Raw genomic sequence first — 21,822 nt, 5'->3', positions numbered from 1 at the left:
CTATAAGAATAGGAGAAAACACTAATATACAAGATGGCACAGTAGTACATGTTGGTTGGGATACAGACACTGTTATAGGGGATAATGTAACAGTAGGACATAATGCTTTAGTTCATGGATGTACTATAGGAAACAACAGTCTTGTAGGTATGGGAGCTATAGTTTTAAATGGAGCTGAAGTAGGCGATTTTTGCATGATAGGAGCTGGAGCTTTAGTAACTCAAAATAAAAAATTTCCAGATGGTATGCTTATAATAGGTTCTCCTGCCAAAGCTGTCAGAGAATTAACTGAAGAGGAAAAACAAAGTTTAATAAAATCTGCAAATGATTATTATGAAACTGCTCAAAAACATAAATAATTAAAGCGATAAATGGAGATAGTATTATAATGCTATGTCCATTTTTTAAATAAAAATAGGAGGGATGTAGAAATGAAATTTGATAAAGAATTATGGGAAAAGGTTACAGAATATCATGGACATAAATGCCCAGGAATAGCTATGGGATTTAAAATGTGTGAAGCAGCAATTTTAGAGATGGATGCAAATCCTTCAGAAGATGAAATAGTTTGTATATCTGAAAATAAGACTTGTCCAGTAGATGCAGTTAGATTTATATTTGGATGTACTGAAGATAATCAAAAATTAGAAATTAGACCATCAGATGACCTGGCTTTTTCATTTTTTAATAAAACAAATGGCGAAAAATTGAAGGTACAATTAAAAGAGTTAAATAAAGATAAAAAGATGGATAAAAATGAATTTATGGATTATTTATTAAATGCAAATGCATTTGATTTAGTTGTATTTTCAGATCCTGTATTTGAATTTTAAGAGATAGTTAAAGTGGAGGTGGGAGTTATGTTTATTGATAAAATAAAAGAGATTTGGGAAAATGATACTGCAAATAGTGAAGCTGCGATTGATTTATGGAATGAAAAGGCTGATTATTTTGGAAGCTATGACTTAGAAGAGGTACAAAACGATAGATTTGTAGAGATTATTAGAGAGAAGAATTTGATAGATAAAAACTCTACTATTTTAGATGTCGGATGTGGAGCTGGGAAATATTGCACAGTTTTAGCTGATGACTGTTTCAAAGCAATTGGAACAGATTTATCTCCTAAAATGATTGAGTCAGCAAGAAAAAAAGCTTTAGAATACGGTAAAAAAAATGTTGAATTTAGATGTGATGATTGGTTAAAACTAGATATAGAAAAAGAGGGATTATTACATAAATTTGACTTAGTTATGGCTTGTATGACACCTGCAATATGTAATTATGACAGCTTTGAAAAGTTTATAAATTGTAGTAAAAATGCCGGTATTTTGTGCGCTGGAACTAGAAGAAATGATTCAGTAACTGATGAATTAGACAACTTATTAGGAGTCAAAAAATCTAAAAGAAATTCAGAAGATATTATATTATATGCATTTAATATATTATGTGAAAAAGGCTATTACCCTAATGTAGAGTACATCGATCAAAGCTGGGACAGTGAAGAAAGTGTTGATAAGGCTTTTAAAGTATATGTAAATAGATATAAATCTAAATACAATATCGATGAAGCTCAAGAAGCTATGGTCAGAAAATATCTAGAAGATATAAGCAAAGATGGAATAGTCTATGAAAAAATAAGTACAGTAAAAGCAATTATGTACTGGAAAAAATAATTTTAGGAGGGAGCTTAGTGCTTTATAAAAAGAAGTGGACATTAAAACATTTTGGTAAAATAAAAGAAGATGAAATGAGCAAAAAAATTTGCATTTCCCCGGAAATAAGTCAAATATTAAAAAATAGAGACATAATAACAGAAAAAGATGCGGAAATATTTATGAATCCGTCTCTAGATTATTTGAGAGACCCATTTTTATTGAAGGATATGCAAAAAGCTGTTGATAGAATAAAAGAAGCTGTAGATAAAAAAGAGAGAATTTTTATCTATGGAGATTATGATGTCGATGGTGTTTCTTCGACGTCTATATTATTTTTATATTTTAAATCAATAGGATATGATGTAAAGTATTATATTCCAAATAGACTTGAGGAAGGATACGGAATCAGTATTGAGGCATTAGAAAAAATAAATCAAATGGGATGCGATTTATTGATAAGTGTAGACTGTGGAATTACATCGTATCCAGAGGTGGAATTTGCAAAATCCCTTGGTATAGACGTAATAATTACAGACCACCATGAGTGTCAATCAGATATACCAGATGCAATAGCAGTGATAAATCCAAAGCAACCAGATTGCAATTATCCGTTTGATTCTCTATGTGGATGCGGAGTTGCATTTAAACTTATACAAGCGTTGACACCACCAGAAGAATTTAAAAAGGCTATGTACAATTATCTAGAAATCGTCACATTGGCGACCATTTGTGATATGGTTCCACTTAAGGATGAAAATAGAATAATTGTAAAAAACGGTCTAAATATGATGAAAGATGGTAGAAATATAGGCTTACAAGAGTTAATAAAGGTATGTGGTGTAGACAACACAAAAATAGGTTCATCACATATAGGATATTCTGTGGGACCTAGAATAAATGCATCTGGGCGTTTGGGATATTCGTATCTAGGTGTAGAGCTTTTTACGACAGAGGATAGAAAAAAAGCAAAGGATATAGCTCTTGATTTAGAGGAAAAAAATAACGAAAGACAGCTTATAGAAAGTAAAATGTACAGTGAAGCCGAAGCAATTATAAATAGCGATAAATCTTACGAAAACGACAAGGTTTTAGTGATAGCTAAGGAAGGCTGGCAGCATGGAATAATAGGAATAGTGGCATCTAAATTAACTGAGAAATACTACAAGCCTACTATATTGCTGACTATAGAGGAGGGTATGGCTACAGGATCTGCTAGATCTATAAAGGGCTTTAGTATATTTGATACTCTTGTTGAGTGTAAGGATTTAATGACTAAGTTTGGAGGACATGAGCAAGCAGCAGGATTATCCATGGACAGTAAAAATATAGAAGAGCTAAGACAAAGAGTAAATAAAATCGCCGATTACAATCTAACTCAAGAGGATATGATTGAAAATATAAAGGTAGAATATGAACTAGAAGAACAACAAATAAGTTTAGATTTAGTAGAAGAGCTCCATAAATTAGAGCCATTTGGGCTTAGCAATCCTACGCCTAGATTTATCATGAGAGACTTAGTACTTGCTAATATAGGCTTTGTAGGGGCGGCAAAACAGCATTTAAAGATAACGCTTCAAAAGGATTTTGTGTATGAAGCTATAGGCTTTAATATGGCTTATCTTGCAGATGAATTTACTAGAGGTGACAAGGTCGACGTACTGTTCCAGCTTGGAGAAAATAATTACAATAACAACAGAAAGGTACAGTTATTGCTTAAGGATGTGAGAATTGCACATCCAAAATCAGCTATAAAGGATTTTACATCGATAAAGCTATTTTCTAAAATAGTTCCAGAGGATGTGAACAATTTATATAAAATAAATTACAATTTAGAAAATAATAGAATAAAAAATGAAAATTTTGGACAAAATGAAATATCAAATAATTTTAATATAGAAGATGTATCAAATGGAGATATATTCCAATACTTTGAAGAAAATACTCTAGTTATTTGTAATACGCTAAATGGATTTTTTAGAGCTTATTCAGATTTATCGCTTATAGACGATGAGTTTGACGTAGATTTCGGAAAAATAACTAAAAATACTCATAAAATTAAACTTATATTTTCTCCTTATCTTGATAAATTGGATTTAAACATATATAATAATATTATTCTTTATGATTTTTTATATAATAAGGAAGAATATTCGTATTTATTAGATAATGTTAAGTTAAATACTAATTTTGTGAAGTATTATGACGATAAAAACAAATTATATTTAAATAATATAATGGAAAATATAATACCTAACAGAAATGAATTCATAACTATATACAAATATTGTATTACAAATAAACACGTTGAACTGACACTTAATAAAATAAAATCGACATTGGGAATAATGCCACTTAAGCTATTTGTTATATTAAGTGTATTTAGGGAGTTTAATTTACTAAATTATCAAATAAACGAGACAGAAAATACTTTAATCATAGATTTTACGAAGAGTTCTATATCTAAGTTTAATTTAGATGAAAGTTTGATACTACAAAATATTGAACAATTAAGAAATAAGTACTTAGAAAGCTATTAGGAGGAGTCTTAGATGGATTTAAAGGAATGTGTAAGGGTTATTGAAGATTTCCCACAAGAGGGAATTAGTTTTAAGGATATAACAACATTATTAAAAGATGGAAAAGCCTTAAAATATTCTATTGATCAAATAGTAGAAGATTTAAAAGATAAACAAATAGATATAATAGTTGGACCAGAAGCAAGAGGATTCTTAATTGGTACACCAGTTGCATATGCTCTAGAAGCTGGTTTTGTGCCTGTTAGAAAGCCAGGAAAATTACCAGCAGAAGTTGAAAGCTTCGAATATGACTTAGAATATGGTTCAAATACATTAGAAGTTCATAAAGATGCAATAAAACCAGGACAAAGAGTAGCAATTGTCGATGATTTACTAGCTACAGGAGGAACTACTGAAGCAGCAATCAAATTAATAGAAAAACTGGGTGGAGAAGTTGTGTCAGCACAATTTTTAATAGAATTAGAGTTTTTAAATGGAAGAGACAAATTAAAAAATTATCATATTAATTCTCTAATTAAATACTAAAATAATAATAGTTGGTATATGCCAACTATTTTCATATATATAAAAATATAGGATAAATCAGGTGGTAATATGTATGACAAGGAATTGCAAGAAATTTTAGATAAAATTAAAAATTATGCTCCAAGTGCAGATGTTACGCCAGTTGTAAAGGCGTATCAATTAGCTAAATCAGCTCATGAAGGAGTATTTAGAAAATCGGGTGAACCATATATAATTCATCCAATAGCTGTTGCTAATATATTAGCCGATTTAGAGTTAGATATGGAGGTTATAGCAGCAGGTTTACTACACGATGTAGTAGAAGATACACCTTACACGTACGAAGACATCAAGGAGATGTTTGGAAAGGACATAGCTGACTTAGTAGATGGAGTTACCAAATTAGGTAAAATTAAGTATCAAACAAAAGAAGAATCTCAAGCTGAAAACCTTAGAAAAATGTTTTTAGCTATGGCTAAAGATATCAGAGTTATTTTGATTAAATTAGCCGATAGACTTCACAACATGAGAACTCTAAAATATATGCCAGAGGAAAAGGCAAAATACAAAGCAAAAGAAACGCTGGAAATATACGGTGGGATTGCTCATAGAATAGGTATATCAAAGATCAAATGGGAATTAGAAGATTTAGCATTAAAATATATCGATCCAGAGGGTTATCAAGAACTTGCAAGCAAGATAACTAAAAAGAGAGATCAAAGACAGGCATATATAGATAAAATAGTAAAAATACTAGAAGAAAAACTAAAAGAAGTAAACATAAATTGCGAAGTTTCTGGTAGACCAAAGCATTTTTATAGCATCTACAAAAAGATGAAAAAGAAAAACAAAACATTTGAAGAAATTTATGATTTAACTGCTGTAAGAATAATAGTCGATACAGTAAAGGATTGTTATGGTGTTTTAGGAATGGTTCATACCATGTGGATTCCGATGCCGGGAAGATTCAAAGATTACATAGCTATGCCTAAGCCAAACCTTTATCAATCTCTTCATACTACTGTAATAGGCCCTGATGGAGATCCAGTAGAAATTCAAATAAGAACTCATGAAATGCATGAGATAGCAGAAAATGGTATAGCAGCTCACTGGAAGTACAAAGAAGGAATTACAGGAAATCATGATACAAAGATGGAACAAAAATTAAAATGGCTAAGACAAATGATGGAATGGGAAAAAGATGTAAAAGATCCACACGAGTTCTTAGATGCGCTTAAAGAAGATGTATTTAATAGCCAAGTTTATGTATTCACACCAAGAGGAGATGTCATGGAATTACCAGCAGGCTCTACTCCAATAGATTTTGCATACAGAGTGCATACAAATGTAGGTAATAAGTGTACAGGTGCGAAAGTAAACGGAAAGATCGTTCCAATAAACTATAAATTACAAAACGGGGAAATAGTTGAAGTCATAACTTCTACAAACTCTCCAGGACCTAGCCGAGACTGGTTAAGTATAGTACAAACGCCAACTGCTAGAAATAGAATCAGACAATGGTTCAAAAAAGAAAAAAGAGAAGAAAATATTGAGCGAGGAACAGAAATACTAGAAAAAGAATTCAAGCGCTACAATATTCCGTATAAAAATGCAAGCATTCAAAAATTCCTAGGACAAGTTGCAAAGAAATTTAATCAACCTAGCTTGGACGATTTGATTGCAACTATAGGATATGGTGGTATAGCTACATCACAGGTAATGCCTAAGGTAAGAGATTACTACAATAAAGAGATTAGCCGCCAAGAAAAAGAAAAACGAATGCAAGAAAAAGAAAAAGAAATAAAGAAAAACTACGACGAACATGAATACGCTAAGAAAAGAAAGAAAAAAGATAGCGGTATTACTGTAAAAGGATTAGACAATATATTAGTAAGATTTGCTAAATGCTGTAACCCACTTCCAGGAGACGATATAGTAGGTTATATAACAAAAGGTAGAGGTGTTGCAGTTCATAGAAAGGACTGTACAAATATAAATTTAGATGATGAATTTATAAAGAACAGACTTGTCGAAGTAGAATGGAACAACCCTGAAAAGAGCAAATTTGAAGGTGAGATAAAAGTTATAGCAGTAGACAGAGTAGGTCTTTTAAACGATGTTATACATATTGTATCTATGGAAAAATTAAGTATGAGTGGTGTAAATTGCAGAGTTTTAAAGGACAATACAGTCAATATAAGTATATTAGTTGAAGTTAACGATATAAATGAATTAAAACAACTAATGAAAAAAATAAGATCAATTCCAGGAGTTGACGAAGTTTCAAGAATGAGAAACTAATATTTATAAATTATATAAAATTTAGGAGGATGAGATGAGAGCTGTTGTTCAAAGAATATCATGTTCAAAGGTTACTGTAGATGAAAGAGTAACAGGAGAAGTAAAAAAAGGATTACTAGTTTTATTAGGTGTAACTCATGATGACACATCTAAGGATGTAGATTATATGGTTGACAAGGTAGTAAATTTAAGAATATTTGAAGATGAAAACGATAAAATGAATTTATCTTTAAAGGATATAGATGGAGAAATAATGGCGGTATCTCAATTTACTCTTTATGGAGATTGTAGAAGAGGTAGAAGACCGAGCTTTACTGATGCTGCGAGACCGGAAATAGCAAATCCTCTATATGAAGAATTTGTTGAAAAAATAAGAAAACAAGGTATCACAGTGGGAACTGGTGAATTTGGTGCTCATATGATGGTAGAGCTTGTAAATGATGGACCAGTTACAATTTTACTAGAATCTAAAAAAGCTTTCTAAGGAGGGGTTTTTATGATAATTGAAACAATTGAAGAAAGATTTATGGGTGAAAATACTTATATCCTTGGAGATGAAAAGACTAAAAAATGTGCAGTCATAGATCCAGGAGCAAGTATTATAGATATATTAAATGTAATTGAAAAGCATCAATTTACTGTAGAATATATAATATTAACTCATGGTCATGGAGATCATATATCACAAGCACCTGAAGTAAAAAGAAGAACAAATGCTAAAATAGTAGCTCATGTAAAAGAAGAAGAAGTATTGATAGATAGAGTAAAAAATTTAAGCTCACAGCTTCCAGGACCATTAGTTGAGTTTGATGCAGATATATATGTAGATGAAGGCGATATTATAGAGCTTGGAAGTCTTAAATTAAAAGTTATACACACACCAGGTCATACAAAAGGTGGTATGAGTATAAAAGTAGGAGAAAATATATTCACAGGGGATACTTTATTTGCAGGAAGTATAGGAAGAACTGATTTTTATGGTGGAGATTACAAACAAATTATGAAATCTTTGAGAAAATTAGCTAAATACGATGATAATGCAGTAGTATATCCTGGACATGGACCATCTTCTACAATTGGAGTAGAAAAGAGAGTTAATCCATATATGCAACAAATCTAAGTTTTTCCAGTACTGTTTTAGCTAATAAAAGCAGTACTGGTTTATTTTTTGTATTTTATTAAATAACAGAAAAGGAGTTATTGAAAATGGTAGGAATTGTTCTAAAAGGACATGATTATAAATACGAAGTAAGTGAGCTTGTAAAATTATTTACTTCTGATTTTAAATTTCTAGATGAAAGAGACTGCATGATGGTAATAGACAACAGTATTTTTTACCATGGAGATAAGGTTTTTTCAAAAACAGTTTACTGTGAAAATTACGAAGAAATACTTAGTAATGTAGACTACAGAGATCTAAGTGGACTAGATGAAAGAGCTCGCAAGAAAACTATAAAAGAAACTATAAAGAGAAGTATGTTTAAAATACTTGAAAAGAAATTCGAAGCAAACGTGCCTTGGGGTATACTTACAGGTATAAGACCTGTTAAAATTGTACATGCTCTATTAGATGAAGGAAAGGACGAAAATTTTATAAAATCAAAATTAGCTGAGGATTATTACATAAATAGTGATAAAATAGAATTAGCTTTAGATATTGCTAAAAGAGAAAGAAAATTTATTTACCCTGTGGACGAAAATAAAGTATCATTATATGTAAGTATACCTTTTTGCCCAACGAGATGTTATTACTGCTCATTCCCGGCGAATTCTTTGAGCAAGTTTGAAAATATGAAGCCTTTATATGTAGAAAAATTACTTGAAGAAGTAAAGGGAGTAGCAAAATTACTTAGAGAAAATAACAAGGAAATTGAGACACTATACATAGGAGGAGGAACTCCTACAACTTTAACACCTGAAGAAATGGACACTTTGATAACTGGCTTATATAAAGAATTTGATTTGAGCAATATTAAAGAATTTACAGTAGAAGCCGGAAGACCTGATACAATAAATAGAGAAATTTTAGAAGTGTTGAAAAAACACAACGTAACTAGAATAAGTATAAATCCACAGACTATGAACGACGAAACTCTAGAAAAGGTGGGAAGAAAACACACTGTAAATGATATAATTGAATGTTTTCAGTTGGCGAGAAAGCTAGGATTTGATAATATTAATATGGATATAATTTTAGGACTTGTAGATGAAAATCTAGAAATGGTGGAAAATACCCTAAAGCAAATAGAAAAGCTTTCACCAGAGAGTCTTACTGTGCATACATTAGCAGTTAAGAGAACATCTAAGCTAAAAGAACACATAGACGAATATCAATTGACTCAATTTGATGAAATGTCTAAGATGATAGATTTATCTATGAAATACGCTAAGAAGATGGGACTTAATCCATATTATATGTACAGACAAAAACATATGCTAGGAAATCTAGAAAACATAGGCTATGCTAAGGAAGGCTACGAATGTATCTACAACATTCAAATGATGGAGGAACGTCAAAGCAACATAGCCTTAGGAGCAGGTTCAATCACAAAATTTGTGTATATAGACGAGAATAGAATTGAAAGAGTAGAAAACGTCAAAAATCTAGAACAATATATTGATAGAGTTGACGAAATGATAAATAGAAAATATGAGGAGGTACAAAAAAATGTTAAGTAAAGCACCTAGAGGAACAAAGGATGTAACACCAAAGGATGTATATAAATGGCATTATGTAGAAAAGAAATTTAGAGAAATATGTGCATTATATGGATATGAAGAAATAAGAACACCTATCTTTGAACACACAGAAGTATTTGCTAGAAGTGTTGGGGACACAACTGACGTAGTTCAAAAGGAAATGTACACTTTCACTGATAGAGGGGACAGACAACTAAGCTTAAAACCAGAAGGAACTGCTGGTGTTATAAGATCATTTATAGAAAATAAAATGTATGCAGATACACAACCTACAAAATTATACTATATAACTCCTTGCTTCAGATATGAAAGACCACAAGCAGGTAGACAAAGACAATTCCACCAATTTGGTGTAGAAGTGTTAGGTAGTGATGGACCATCAGTAGATGCTGAAGTTATATCACTTGCAGTACAATTCTTTAATGAATTAGGACTTAAAAACCTATCAGTTAATATAAACTCTGTAGGATGCCCTAAATGTAGAGAAGCATACAACAAAAAATTAAAAGAATACTTAGACCAAAAAACTGATGTATTATGTGAAACTTGTCTAGAAAGAAAAAACAAAAACCCAATGAGAGTTATAGACTGTAAAAATCCTCAATGTAAAGAAAACTTAAAAGATATACCATTTATGATAGATAATTTATGTGACGATTGTAAAGAACACTTCGAAACATTAAAGAAATACTTAACAGAAATGGGTATAGACTTTGTAGTTGATAAAACTATAGTTAGAGGATTAGACTACTATAGAAAAACTGCATTTGAAATAATATCTAATGACATCGGAGCTCAAAGTACTGTTTGCGGTGGTGGTAGATACGATGGATTAGTTGAATTACTTGGAGGACCTAAGGATATAAGTGGTATAGGATTTGGTCTTGGAATAGAAAGATTATTATTAACTCTAGAAAACAACAACATAGAAATAGAAAATCCAAAATCAACTGATATATATATAGCAACTATAGGAGATGCAGCTAAGACTAGAAGCTTCAAGATAGTAAAAGACTTAAGAGCTAACCACATAAGTGCCGATAACGACCACTTAGATAAGAGTATAAAGGCTCAATTCAAATACTCTGACAAGATAAACGCTAAATACACAGTTGTTATAGGTGATGATGAATTAGCTAACGATACTGCAACTCTTAAAAACATGCAAACATCAGAACAAACAACTATAAAATTAAGTGAATTAGTTGACGAACTTAAAAAAAGATTATAATCTAATATAGTAAATTGACGATTAATTTAAATAAAATGCTAAAGGGGACTACTAATTATTACCACAAAGGGAGGTCCCCCTTTAGTGTGTAAAAAGATAAAGGAGATAAAAATGGAGACATTAAAAGGATTAAAGAGAACTCACTATTGCGGTGATCTTAGAATCGAAAATGCCGGAGAAGAAGTTATATTAAATGGTTGGGTTCAAAAGAAAAGAAACTTAGGTGGATTAGTATTTGTCGACTTAAGAGACATAAGAGGAATAAGCCAAATAATATTTGATGCAGACGTAAGCAAGGATGCATTTGAAAAAGCTGAAAAATTAGGTTCAGAATATGTTATAGCTGTAAAAGGAACTGTACGTGAAAGAGAAGCAAAAAACCCTAATATGGCTACAGGAGATATAGAAATATCTGCTACAGAGCTTAGAGTTCTTAGCAAATCACAAACTCCACCAATATACATCAAAGACGACGACAACGTATCTGAAGATAAGAGATTAAAATACAGATACTTAGATTTAAGAAAGCCTTCTATGCAAAAGAACTTAATTCTTAGAAGTAAAGTCGCTCAAATAGTAAGACAATACTTAACAGAAAACAACTTCTTAGAAATAGAAACACCTTTCTTAATAAAACCAAGTCCAGAAGGTGCTAGAGATTACCTTGTACCAAGTAGAGTTAACCCAGGTAAATTCTACGCTTTACCACAATCACCACAATTATTCAAACAAATATTAATGGTAAGTGGTATGGATAGATACTTCCAAATAGTTAAATGCTTCAGAGACGAAGATTTAAGAGCAGATAGACAACCAGAATTCACTCAAATAGACTGTGAAATGTCTTTTGTAGATGAAAACGACGTTATGACTATGATGGAAAACATGATAGGTAGAATATTTAAAGAAGTTCATGATATAGATATAGAATTACCACTTAAGAGAATGACTTACAAAGAAGCTATGGACAGATTTGGTTCTGACAAACCAGATACTAGATTTGCTATGGAGCTTACAGATGTATCTGACTTAGTTAAGGACTGCGAATTCGGAGTATTCTCATCAGCTGCTAACGGACAAAACTCTAGCGTAAGAGGTATAAACGCAAAAGGTGGAGCAGATGCATTCTCTAAAAAAGGAATGAAAAAATTAGAAGAACATGCTAAAACTTACAGAGCTAAAGGATTAGCTTGGATCAAAGTTAAAGAAGATGGAATAGATTCACCAATAGCTAAATTCTTCAAGGAAGACGAAATAAAAGCAATCTTAGAAAGATTAGATGCAAAAGCAGGAGACCTATTATTATTCGTAGCTGACAAAAATAAAGTAGTATACGATGCATTAGGTCAATTAAGACTTGAAGTAGCTAGAAAGATGGACTTAATAGACAAGAGTAAATATAACTTATTATGGGTAACTGAATTCCCACTATTTGAAGAAGACGAAGAAACAGGAAGAATGGTAGCAATGCACCATCCATTCACTTGCCCATTAGACGAAGATATAGACAAATTAGAACAAGAAGACAAGACTCAATTAAGAGCTAAGGCTTACGACATGGTATTAAATGGATATGAGCTTGGTGGAGGTAGTGTCAGAATCTCTGATGAAGAAGTCCAAGAAAAAATGTTCAAAGCATTAGGAATGAGTCAAGAAACTGCAAATGAAAAATTTGGATACCTATTAGAAGCCTTCAAATACGGTGTACCACCTCACGCAGGTCTCGCATTTGGATTTGATAGACTTATGATGCTACTTGCTGGAGCAGATAACATAAGAGAAGTCATAGCATTCCCTAAAAACCAAAATGCTATATGTCCAATGACTAATGCACCAGGATTACCTGAAGATGGTCAATTAGAAGAATTAAGCATAAAGGTTGATTTAGAAGAAAAATAATATAAATACAAAACTGTCTACTATATAAGCAATCGTAGTAGGCAGTTTTTTTTTGCTTTTTAGAGATAACAAAAAGTAATTGATAAAAATTATCAATTATGATTGACATTTTAAAAATAACAATATAATATTATATTAACTGATAATCAATATCATTAGTTCTTGATAAATAGAAATAAATGGATTAAAATAAAATTATCAAAATGATAATAAATAATCGATAAGCAAAAGGGGTGGAAATATATATGAGTTTAGTAATAGTTGGTGGAAATGAAAGAATGAAGAAAGATTACATACAATTAGCAAAAAATAGAGGATATAAAGCAAAAGTAGTTTTAAATATGTCATCAAGAGTAAAAAGATCAATCGGAAGTCCGGATGCAGTAGTTATATTTACATCAACAGTATCACATAAGTTAATGGCATCAGTAGAAACTCAAGCAAAAAAACAAGATATACCTATAATAAGAAATAAAAACAATAGCAAATTTGCGTTTGAACAATCTTTAGATTTAGTTGATGAATGTACAGGTGCTTGTAAATCATGTAAAAATAAAAATTGTATAATGAAGAATCAATAGAAAATGAATAAAAATTTAAAAGCAAATCAGAAAAACAGACTTATATTAAAATTTAATTGAATTTTAATATAAAGTTATTATTTTTGTAACATAAATAATTTAATATATATATTGTAAACAAATAAATAAAACAAAAATTACAAAATAAGGTATAATATTATTTATAAAATTGGTTATAAAAATTTATCATTAGGGTATAACCAATAAAAATCTCAGGATTCCTAGTCCCCTGAGATTTTTTTATTTTTATACATCAAAATAAAAACATTAAAATAAATAATGACTATTATAATTATATAAAAAATGAAAAATAAAAATAAATAAATATTTTACAGGTTGAAAATAATTAATAGATATGTTTCAATTATATAGGAAGAGGAGAGTTTACATGTTAGGGGGAATAGGAAGATGATATTTTATTACTCAGGGACTGGTAATTCTTTATGGGTGGCTAAAGAAATAGGCAAATACCAAGATGAGAGATTGATAGATATATCACTAGAATTGCAAAAAAATAAAGAAGAATATGTTTATGAATTAGAAAAAAAAGAAAAAATAGGATTTGTATTTCCCACATATTCATGGGCACCACCTCAAATAGTTGAGAATTTTATAAAAAAAGTAAAATTTAACGGATATAAGCAAAATTATTTATTTTCGGTTTACACTTGCGGGACTGATTCAGGATGTATGTCAAAGTATCTTGATAACATGTTTAAGGATAAAAAGATGGAAATATATTATACAGAGTTTATACAAATGCCTGAGAATTTTATAACCATGTTTGATTTAGACTCTACTCTTTTGAGAAATAAAAAATTAGAGGATGCGCAGAAAAAAATCGTTAAAATAAATGAACAGATTGCAGATGGACATTTGCATGTATTTGATAAGGAAAAATATTCTATAAGGGACTACTTTAAAACATATATAATAAAGCACTTATTTTATTTTTTCTTTATGGGAACTACAAGATTTAAGGCTGACGATAGATGTAATTCATGTGGACTTTGCGTAAAGGTTTGTCCTTATAAAAACATAACAATGCATCAAGGTAAGCCTATGTGGTCTCAACGTTGTACAAAATGCATGGCTTGTATCTGTAGATGTCCTAAAGAGGCTATTCAATATGGGAAAAGGACAAAAAGTAAGGGACGATATTATAATCCACTATTAAAAGATGAGAATAAAAAATAAATAAAAATTAATAAAGCACGGAATTTCTATATAAAAAAAGCAACTTGAAAGTTGCTTTTTTTATACACATGCAGCGACGATGGTAATTATCTATTTAACCACCATCGTCGTCGGCTTTAATTGACTAAAGTTTATTTAGGAAAACGATTTTAAACTTCATAAAAACTTAAATATAGAATTTATGACGATTCTACAATTTTTATAGAAGAATAAAGTATTTGTATATTTATTATTATATATAATTTCAGAATTAAGTTCTATATAATTGTAAAAATATTATGAATTAATAAAATTTTATGACATAATTTATTTTTTATAGGAATTAATTTGTCAAGAATTGATATAGAAACAATTATTTTGTTACAATTTAATTATAAATGGGTAGAATAAATTGGAGAGATAGAAATGGATAGATTATTTTATTATGATACTAAAATAGGAAGATTAGGAATTAGAGAAGATGGAGAAGGTATAACTCATATATATTTTAGGGAAGCTAATGTAGATGTAGAAATTAAATCAAATAAATTAGTGATACAGGAAAGTGATTTAATAAAAAAAACGTATATTCAATTAAAAGAATACATGGAAGGACAGAGGAAGCAATTTGACCTACCTTTAAATCCAAAGGGAACTGAATTTCAGAGGAAAGTATGGAATGCATTGACTAAAATACCTTATGGAGAGACTAGATCGTATAAGGATATAGCAGTTTCAGTTGGAAATGAAAAGGCATCGAGAGCAGTTGGCATGGCGAATAATAAAAATCCAATACCTATAGTAATTCCATGTCATAGAGTTGTAGGATCTAATAAAAAATTAGTTGGATATGCAGGAGGACTGGATTTAAAAGAAAAGCTTTTGAGCTTAGAGGGCATTTTAGTAGATAAAAATAAAGTAAACAAATAATTGTAGTTGAGGAGGAAATGAAAGAATTTATGTTAAATATAGGATGTCATTTATCAGTATCAAAAGGATTTGAAAATATGGGAAAACAGGCATTAGAAATAGATGCAAATACATTTCAATTTTTTACTAGAAATCCAAGAGGTGGAAAGGCTAAAAAATTGGATCAAAAGGATATTGATAAGTTTTTAGAATTAGCTAGAGAAAATAAATTTACAACATTATTAGCTCATGCACCATATACTCTAAATGCGTGTGCAGCAGATGAAGATAAAAGAGAATTTGCGGTAAATACATTTATCGATGATTTAAAAAGATTGGAATTAACACCAAATAATTTATACAATTTCCATCCAGGAAGCCATGTCAAACAAGGAGCAGATGTCGGTATCAAATATATCACAGATATGTTAAATAAAGCTATCACAAAGGAACAAACTACAACTGTTTTGCTTGAAACAATGGCAGGTAAGGGTACAGAGGTAGGAAGAAGCTTTGAGGAGCTAAGACAGATAATAGACGGTGTAGAACTAGATGAAAAATTAGGTGTGTGCTTAGACACATGTCATGTATTTGATGCGGGATACGATATAGTAAATGATTTAGATGGAGTTTTAGAGGAATTTGATAAAGTCATAGGATTGGATAGATTAAAGGCTATACACCTAAATGATAGTTTAAATTCATGTGGAAGTCATAAGGATAGACACGCCAAAATAGGAGAGGGTCAAATAGGACTTGATGCTATTACTAGGGTTATAAACCATGAAAAGCTTAAAAATTTACCATTTCTACTAGAAACACCAAATGAATTAGATGGATATGCTAGGGAAATAAAATTGCTTAGAAGTTTATATAATGGATAAAATATTTAAAACGAAGGTATTTATAATAATGCTTTCGTTTTTTTATTTAAGGGAATAAATTTTATTATTTGGTAAATAATAAAAAATAAAATTAGTTGCTTGAAGCGTTAATAATTTGTTAACTAGATTAAGTCTAATTTAAGAATCGGTTAATGTTATTGAAGGACAAAATTTTTAATCGTATACTTAAATTGTCATGACAAAGTATTGAAAATAAAACGTTGCAACACCATACGGGGAGATGAATAACAAATGAAAAAAGGAAGAAAGTATTTTGCATCATTGATGCTTGCAGCTATGATATCTAGTTCAGCTATAAATGTATTTGCAGCAGATAACGATGGTTGGACTGAAGCTACTCAAACAAGACCAGGACAAACTAAAGCATGGTCAGCTTGGTGTAAACAATGGGAAACTATAAAAAGTTTGCCAACACAAATGTCATTAGCACCTGGTCAAGATGAAACTGAATTAAACTTTGCTTGGTACTCAAAGGATACAGATTCACAAGCAAAATTAAAAATAAGTACTGATAAAAAAATGAAACATGCTAAAGTATTAAAAGTTACAACAACTGATGCTACTGAAGGATTTAAATCTAACAAAGCAACAGCTAAAAACTTAAAATCAAATACTAAATACTACTATAGCTACACTATAGACGGAGAATGGACTGAACCAACATTATACGAAACTCAAAAGACAAAATCTTATAGCTTTGGATTTGTAGGTGACCCTCAAATCGGATCTTCTGAATCAAATATAGCAACTGGATCAACAGAAAAACAAGGTCAAGATAATGCTGTTAGAAATGATAGCTTCAACTGGAACAACACAATCAACACTATGCTAAAAAAAGATTCTGACATAAGCTTCATAGTTTCTGCAGGTGACCAAATACAAACTAGAGATAAGAAAAATCCAAGTATGTCTTACAACAAAAATGAAATCGAATACGCTGGATATCTAAGTCCAACTGCATTGAAATCAGTTCCTGTAGCTACAACAATAGGAAACCACGATGCAGTAAGTGGAAATTACTCATACCACTTTAATCCAGCTAATGCAAGTGAATTAGGTTCAACTATGGCAGGTGGAGATTCTTACTATACATATGGTAATACTCTATTTATCATGTTGAATACTAATAATACAAATATTGCTGAGCATCAAAAATTTGTAGAAAATGCAGTTAAAGAAAACAAAGATGCTAAATGGAAGGTAGTTACACTACACCAAGATATATATGGTTCTGGTGAACACTCTAATGAACCTGAAATAGCAAATTTAAGATACAATTTAATACCAATATTTGAAGATAATGATATAGATGTTGTATTAACAGGACATGATCATACTTATTCAAGATCTTATATATTAAAAGGTGGATCATTAGATGAATCATCAATGATAACTGATGGTGAATTTGAAGAATATTTTGAAGGTGAAAAAGAATCTGATCAAACATACGAAAATTACTTAGAATCTATAGAAGATGCCGATGCTGTAGAAACTACAAATACTAAGTCAGTTACAAATCCAGAAGGTATATTATACATGACTGCAAACTCTGCATCAGGTAGTAAATACTATGACTTAGTTGAAAAGAAACAAGCATATATAGCTTCTAGATGGCAAGAAGATGTTCCAACATATTCTATAATAGATGTAACAGATACTACATTTACTATAAATACTTACAGAACAGATAACAACAAAAAAATAGATTCAAGTTTTACAATCAAGAAAACTAATAAAAAGAATAATGGACATAAAAACAATGTTCAAAATAACAGCAAAAAAACAAATCATAAATAAAATCTAACAACAAAAATTAATCTATAAAATTTTCAAAATAATGCTCAGCATTTGATTGATAATAAATGTTGAGCATTATATTTATTAAAATGGAGGAAAAAATGGGTAAGAAGGTTGAAAAAGGCATATTACGTAGATTGATAATTATAGCTGTCTTAGTATGCTTTGGAGTATTTTTATATTTTTTTAATCAAGTAGATAAAGCTCAACTAATTAATAAAGAAGGAACAAGCTATGTAAAAGCACAAGTGGTAGATGTAATGCAAGACAACATCCAAGATGATGGAAGTAGAACAGGATATCAAATCGTAAAGGTCAAGCTTTTACAAGGTGAGTACAAAGGAGAAGAGATAGAAGCGACTAGTGCATCTGGATATTTATATGGAGCTGATTGTAAAGAAGGAATGACAGTAGTCGTAAATTTAAGTGTGTCAGGAGATACAAAAGTAGCTTCAGTATTTAATTACAATAGAGAGCCTATGATTATAGGATTTGTAGTTCTTTTCTTAGCGTTATTAGTTGCGGTTGGAGGCAAAAAAGGTCTATTTTCAGGTATAAGTTTAATATTTACTTTTATATGTATAATATTCTTATTTTTACCGATGCTTTATAAAGGATATTCACCTTTCTTATCAGCAGTATTAGTTGTCGTACTCACTACAATAGTGACTATGTATTTAATAGGAGGAATTAGTAAAAAAACTATTTCGTCTATTTTAGGAACCGTCATAGGTGTTGTAATTGCAGGATTATTTGCACAGATATTTGGATATTTTGCGCATATAGATGGATATAATGTTTCTGAAATAGAGGAGCTAGTTTTTATAGCAAATAATTCAGATCTTCAAATAGGAGACTTGTTATTTGCAGGGATATTGATATCCTCATTGGGAGCTGTGATGGACGTAAGTATGTCAGTAGCTTCTACTATAAATGAAATTCACGATAAAAATCCTAATTTATCTAGATACGAATTATTTAAATCTGGAATAAATGTAGGTAGAGATATGATGGGAACCATGTCAAACACGTTGATATTGGCGTTTACAGGGGGTTCTATTAATACTCTTATATGGTTTTACGCTTATGACTTATCCTATGGTCAAATCATAAATATGTATCAAATAGGAATAGAAGTTATGCAGGGATTATCTGGAACAAGTGCGATAATATTGACAGTTCCAATTGTAGCTTTGATTTCTTCATTCTTACTTACTGTTAATATACAAATAGGTAATAAGAAAAAAATAGCGTAGAAAATAAATATGAAATCATCTAAAAGACTTATAAATTAAAAAGATGCATGTGGGATAACTATCGAGCATGCATCTTTTTTATGTTGTGAATTATTTATTTGAAGCTCTCTTAGCTAATATACTTTTAGCCACACTAAGTCCATTAGCAGAAGCCTGTTGCAAGCCTCTTGTAACAGATGCTCCATCTCCCATAGCACGCAAGTTTTTGATGCTAGTTTCAAAATCCTTATTTACGATTACCTTATTAGAGTAAAATTTAACTTCAACGCCGTAAAGTAGAGTTTCGTCACTGGCTATACCAGGTGTAATTTTATCAAGTGCAAGGAGCATCTCTTCTATATCGACCATTATTCTGTGAGGCAATACTAGAGATAAATCACCAGGTACAGCGTCCTTAAGAGTAGGAATTAAATTATTTCTACAAAGTCTTTCTTCTGTAGTTCTTCTTCCTCTTTGGAAATCACCAAATCTTTGGACTAATATTTTTCCATCACATAGCATGTTGCTAAGCTGAGCTATTTGTTTACCGTATTCTATTGGAGTTTTAAACGGCTTAGTGAAATTTTTAGATACTAATAGTGCAAAGTTAGTGTTGTTTGTCTTGTATTCTTGTGATTTGTAAGCGTGACCATTTACGACTGCTAGTCCGTCTTCGTAGTATTCTGTAGCCACTTCTCCAGATGGATTTGTACAGAAGGTTCTTACCTTATCGTCAAATGTAGGAGTGTAGTAAACTAGCTTGGCTTCGTATAAATTTTTATTTAAAAATTCCATAACCTCGTCTCTTACTTCTACACGAACTCCTATATCTACAGTGCCGACTTGAGTTTCGATGTTGTGTTTTTGACATATATGTGAGAACCATTCAGAGCCTTCACGTCCTATACCGCTTACTATTTCGTCAGCGAAAAATTGTCTACCGTCTTCTAGGATTACACCCTTTGCAGTGTTGTCTTCTACAATTATATCCTCGACCATAGTGTTAAATATCATTTCGATGCCAGAAGATAGTAAATGTTCTTGAAGCTTAGAATATATTTTATACCCTTCTTCTGTACCTAGATGTCTAATTGGACATTCGATTAATTTTAAGTTGGCAGTTATAGCTTTTTTTCTGATTTCGGCAATTTCATCTACTTTATCTATGCCGTATATTTTTTTATCTGCTCCAAATTTTAAGTAGATATTGTCGGATTCTTTTAGTAATTCCATAGTTTTATCGTAGCCTAGTATTTCTGGTAGATTTCCTCCGACATCTGGAGATAGTGATAGCTTTCCATCTGAGAATGCTCCAGCTCCAGCAAAACCAGTAGTTATTGAACAAGGCTTACATCCTACACATTTTTTAGTTTTACGTTTAGGACAGTTTCTTTTTTCGATGGATCTTCCTTTTTCTATCATAAGGATTTTTAGATTTTTGTCGTTTTCTATTAATTCATATGCACAGAATATACCAGAAGGTCCTGCTCCTATTATGATAACGTCGTATTTTTCCATAAAAATTTACCCCCTTAGTTGAAAATAAAAATTTTTATTTTTTTCTTTTCATAGATTTTATTAAAATCTTTGTGTCTTTGTTGACACGAAGAGATTCGCAAATTTTCTGTAGAGATTTATTATATGTAAAATCGTCTAGATTGTTGTTTTTTAGGAAATCCATAGTTTTATCCTCAAAATGGATGAAGCAAATTGAAACAGCCCATGCTACTGCCATTTTAACGTAGTATCCATCGTGAGATATTTTATCTAGAGATTTTAAAACAATATCTATGTATTCTTCAGTAATGTAGTAATTTAGCATCATTACAACGGCAAATCTTATTTTAAATTCTTTATCTGAATTTAAATACGGTTGTAAAAACTCCCATACAATTTCTCTGTTTTTAGTTGTGAATTTTAAGCTGCTACAAAAGCTGTCACAGATAGCCCAATTATTTATTTTAGGTACAAATACTTTTATATATTGAAGCTTTTCTTCTACATCACATTTAGCATATGCAATTACTAGTCCATTTATTAGGTTTTCTTCATAATAATCCTCTAGGCAATTTTCTAAATAACCTCTCCAATCACCTTTGGCTATTTCTTTGGCGATTTGCCTAAGTTGTGGAAGGCGAACTCCTATTATATTGTCTGTATTTGGACACAGGCCACTGTGAAATTTTTTATACTTTTCATCTGATAGTTCAAATAATCTATTTCTTAAATCCATTTTATCACCTCGAGTTTATTTTCTATCTATAAAAATAGTAGCACAAGCATCGAGATTTTTATAAATGAAAATATTATATTTATGTAAAACCTTTATTAATATCGATGCTAATCGATATAGTTATAAAAGCGTTTGCATAAATAAAGCTATAATATATAA

General features: G+C 30.6%; 19 protein-coding genes. 17 read left to right on the top strand and 2 right to left on the bottom strand.

Translation table 11 applies throughout. The annotated features are described in order from the left end of the window. From SPD90_RS10690 to SPD90_RS10610, 17 genes are all read left to right on the top strand, one after another. Positions 1-359 (top strand): gamma carbonic anhydrase family protein (locus SPD90_RS10690; RefSeq protein WP_320925212.1); only part of this gene is annotated, 359 nt, incomplete at its 5' end. A gap of 72 nt (positions 360-431) precedes the next feature. Next, positions 432-833 carry a formylmethanofuran dehydrogenase subunit E family protein gene (locus tag SPD90_RS10685; protein WP_320925211.1) on the top strand — a complete coding sequence of 134 codons (402 nt, stop codon included), beginning with the start codon at positions 432-434 and terminating at the stop codon, positions 831-833. A gap of 27 nt (positions 834-860) precedes the next feature. Then, positions 861-1,673 carry a class I SAM-dependent methyltransferase gene (locus SPD90_RS10680; protein ID WP_320925210.1) on the top strand — a complete coding sequence of 271 codons (813 nt, stop codon included), beginning with the start codon at positions 861-863 and terminating at the stop codon, positions 1,671-1,673. A 17-nt stretch (positions 1,674-1,690) separates the two neighbouring features. Then, positions 1,691-4,192: a single-stranded-DNA-specific exonuclease RecJ gene (gene recJ, locus SPD90_RS10675; RefSeq protein ID WP_320925209.1), complete on the top strand. Its 2,502-nt coding sequence runs from the start codon at positions 1,691-1,693 to the stop codon at positions 4,190-4,192. Positions 4,193-4,204: 12 nt separating this feature from the next. Next, positions 4,205-4,717 (top strand): adenine phosphoribosyltransferase, encoded by a 513-nt coding sequence (locus SPD90_RS10670; protein WP_320624974.1) that lies wholly within the window; start codon positions 4,205-4,207, stop codon positions 4,715-4,717. Positions 4,718-4,786: 69 nt separating this feature from the next. Next, the gene (locus SPD90_RS10665) at positions 4,787-6,997 is read left to right on the top strand and encodes a RelA/SpoT family protein (RefSeq protein ID WP_320925208.1); all 2,211 of its coding nucleotides are present in this window, start codon (positions 4,787-4,789) and stop codon (positions 6,995-6,997) included. A gap of 34 nt (positions 6,998-7,031) precedes the next feature. Further along, complete coding sequence (dtd, locus tag SPD90_RS10660) at positions 7,032-7,481, top strand: D-aminoacyl-tRNA deacylase (protein WP_320925207.1); 450 nt, start codon at positions 7,032-7,034, stop codon at positions 7,479-7,481. A gap of 12 nt (positions 7,482-7,493) precedes the next feature. Further along, positions 7,494-8,117, top strand: a complete 624-nt coding sequence (locus SPD90_RS10655; RefSeq protein WP_320624977.1) for an MBL fold metallo-hydrolase — start codon at positions 7,494-7,496, stop codon at positions 8,115-8,117. An 86-nt stretch (positions 8,118-8,203) separates the two neighbouring features. Next, entirely contained in the window at positions 8,204-9,676 is a 1,473-nt protein-coding gene (gene hemZ, locus SPD90_RS10650) for a coproporphyrinogen dehydrogenase HemZ (protein WP_320925206.1), read from the top strand. Beyond that, complete coding sequence (hisS, locus tag SPD90_RS10645) at positions 9,666-10,928, top strand: histidine--tRNA ligase (protein WP_320925205.1); 1,263 nt, start codon at positions 9,666-9,668, stop codon at positions 10,926-10,928. Before hemZ ends, hisS begins: the two co-directional genes overlap by 11 nt. A gap of 111 nt (positions 10,929-11,039) precedes the next feature. Next, the gene (aspS, locus tag SPD90_RS10640; protein ID WP_320627095.1) at positions 11,040-12,827 is read left to right on the top strand and encodes an aspartate--tRNA ligase; all 1,788 of its coding nucleotides are present in this window, start codon (positions 11,040-11,042) and stop codon (positions 12,825-12,827) included. Between the two features lie 245 nt (positions 12,828-13,072). Beyond that, complete coding sequence (locus SPD90_RS10635; RefSeq protein WP_320627096.1) at positions 13,073-13,408, top strand: DUF2325 domain-containing protein; 336 nt, start codon at positions 13,073-13,075, stop codon at positions 13,406-13,408. 408 nt (positions 13,409-13,816) lie between these two features. Continuing rightward, positions 13,817-14,605 (top strand): EFR1 family ferrodoxin, encoded by a 789-nt coding sequence (locus SPD90_RS10630; RefSeq protein ID WP_320925204.1) that lies wholly within the window; start codon positions 13,817-13,819, stop codon positions 14,603-14,605. A gap of 405 nt (positions 14,606-15,010) precedes the next feature. Further along, positions 15,011-15,514, top strand: coding sequence for a methylated-DNA--[protein]-cysteine S-methyltransferase (locus SPD90_RS10625; RefSeq protein ID WP_320625319.1), 504 nt, complete (start codon positions 15,011-15,013; stop codon positions 15,512-15,514). A gap of 29 nt (positions 15,515-15,543) precedes the next feature. Continuing rightward, positions 15,544-16,377, top strand: a complete 834-nt coding sequence (locus tag SPD90_RS10620) for a deoxyribonuclease IV (RefSeq protein ID WP_320625323.1) — start codon at positions 15,544-15,546, stop codon at positions 16,375-16,377. Between the two features lie 252 nt (positions 16,378-16,629). Further along, positions 16,630-18,195, top strand: a complete 1,566-nt coding sequence (locus SPD90_RS10615) for a metallophosphoesterase family protein (RefSeq protein WP_320925203.1) — start codon at positions 16,630-16,632, stop codon at positions 18,193-18,195. Between the two features lie 101 nt (positions 18,196-18,296). Further along, a complete protein-coding gene (locus tag SPD90_RS10610; protein ID WP_320925202.1) occupies positions 18,297-19,451 on the top strand; it encodes a YibE/F family protein in 1,155 nt (384 codons plus the stop codon). Positions 19,452-19,541: 90 nt separating this feature from the next. Here the strand turns inward: SPD90_RS10610 and SPD90_RS10605 are convergent, their stop codons facing one another. Continuing rightward, the gene (locus SPD90_RS10605; protein WP_320925201.1) at positions 19,542-20,948 is read right to left on the bottom strand and encodes an NAD(P)/FAD-dependent oxidoreductase; all 1,407 of its coding nucleotides are present in this window, start codon (positions 20,946-20,948) and stop codon (positions 19,542-19,544) included. A 34-nt stretch (positions 20,949-20,982) separates the two neighbouring features. Next, positions 20,983-21,663, bottom strand: a complete 681-nt coding sequence (locus tag SPD90_RS10600) for a DNA alkylation repair protein (RefSeq protein ID WP_320625917.1) — start codon at positions 21,661-21,663, stop codon at positions 20,983-20,985. Positions 21,664-21,822: the final 159 nt, after the last annotated feature.

The organism is Intestinibacter sp., from assembly GCF_034113885.1.
GTDB lineage: Bacteria > Bacillota > Clostridia > Peptostreptococcales > Peptostreptococcaceae > Intestinibacter.
The sequence above is the reverse complement of the archived record's forward strand: the minus strand, read 5'-3'. Positions and strand labels throughout refer to the sequence as shown.

Excerpts from the sequence above, each read along its gene's own strand:
- SPD90_RS10600 (WP_320625917.1), bottom strand. The coding sequence starts at position 21,663 with ATGGATTTAAGAAATAGATTATTTGAACTATCAGATGAAAAGTATAAA.
- SPD90_RS10635 (WP_320627096.1), top strand. The coding sequence starts at position 13,073 with ATGAGTTTAGTAATAGTTGGTGGAAATGAAAGAATGAAGAAAGATTAC.
- SPD90_RS10655 (WP_320624977.1), top strand. The coding sequence starts at position 7,494 with ATGATAATTGAAACAATTGAAGAAAGATTTATGGGTGAAAATACTTAT.
- SPD90_RS10625 (WP_320625319.1), top strand. The coding sequence starts at position 15,011 with ATGGATAGATTATTTTATTATGATACTAAAATAGGAAGATTAGGAATT.
- SPD90_RS10680 (WP_320925210.1), top strand. The coding sequence starts at position 861 with ATGTTTATTGATAAAATAAAAGAGATTTGGGAAAATGATACTGCAAAT.
- SPD90_RS10615 (WP_320925203.1), top strand. The coding sequence starts at position 16,630 with ATGAAAAAAGGAAGAAAGTATTTTGCATCATTGATGCTTGCAGCTATG.
- hisS (WP_320925205.1), top strand. The coding sequence starts at position 9,666 with ATGTTAAGTAAAGCACCTAGAGGAACAAAGGATGTAACACCAAAGGAT.
- SPD90_RS10630 (WP_320925204.1), top strand. The coding sequence starts at position 13,817 with ATGATATTTTATTACTCAGGGACTGGTAATTCTTTATGGGTGGCTAAA.
- dtd (WP_320925207.1), top strand. The coding sequence starts at position 7,032 with ATGAGAGCTGTTGTTCAAAGAATATCATGTTCAAAGGTTACTGTAGAT.
- SPD90_RS10610 (WP_320925202.1), top strand. The coding sequence starts at position 18,297 with ATGGGTAAGAAGGTTGAAAAAGGCATATTACGTAGATTGATAATTATA.
- SPD90_RS10665 (WP_320925208.1), top strand. The coding sequence starts at position 4,787 with ATGTATGACAAGGAATTGCAAGAAATTTTAGATAAAATTAAAAATTAT.
- SPD90_RS10620 (WP_320625323.1), top strand. The coding sequence starts at position 15,544 with ATGTTAAATATAGGATGTCATTTATCAGTATCAAAAGGATTTGAAAAT.
- SPD90_RS10670 (WP_320624974.1), top strand. The coding sequence starts at position 4,205 with ATGGATTTAAAGGAATGTGTAAGGGTTATTGAAGATTTCCCACAAGAG.
- hemZ (WP_320925206.1), top strand. The coding sequence starts at position 8,204 with ATGGTAGGAATTGTTCTAAAAGGACATGATTATAAATACGAAGTAAGT.
- aspS (WP_320627095.1), top strand. The coding sequence starts at position 11,040 with ATGGAGACATTAAAAGGATTAAAGAGAACTCACTATTGCGGTGATCTT.
- SPD90_RS10605 (WP_320925201.1), bottom strand. The coding sequence starts at position 20,948 with ATGGAAAAATACGACGTTATCATAATAGGAGCAGGACCTTCTGGTATA.
- SPD90_RS10685 (WP_320925211.1), top strand. The coding sequence starts at position 432 with ATGAAATTTGATAAAGAATTATGGGAAAAGGTTACAGAATATCATGGA.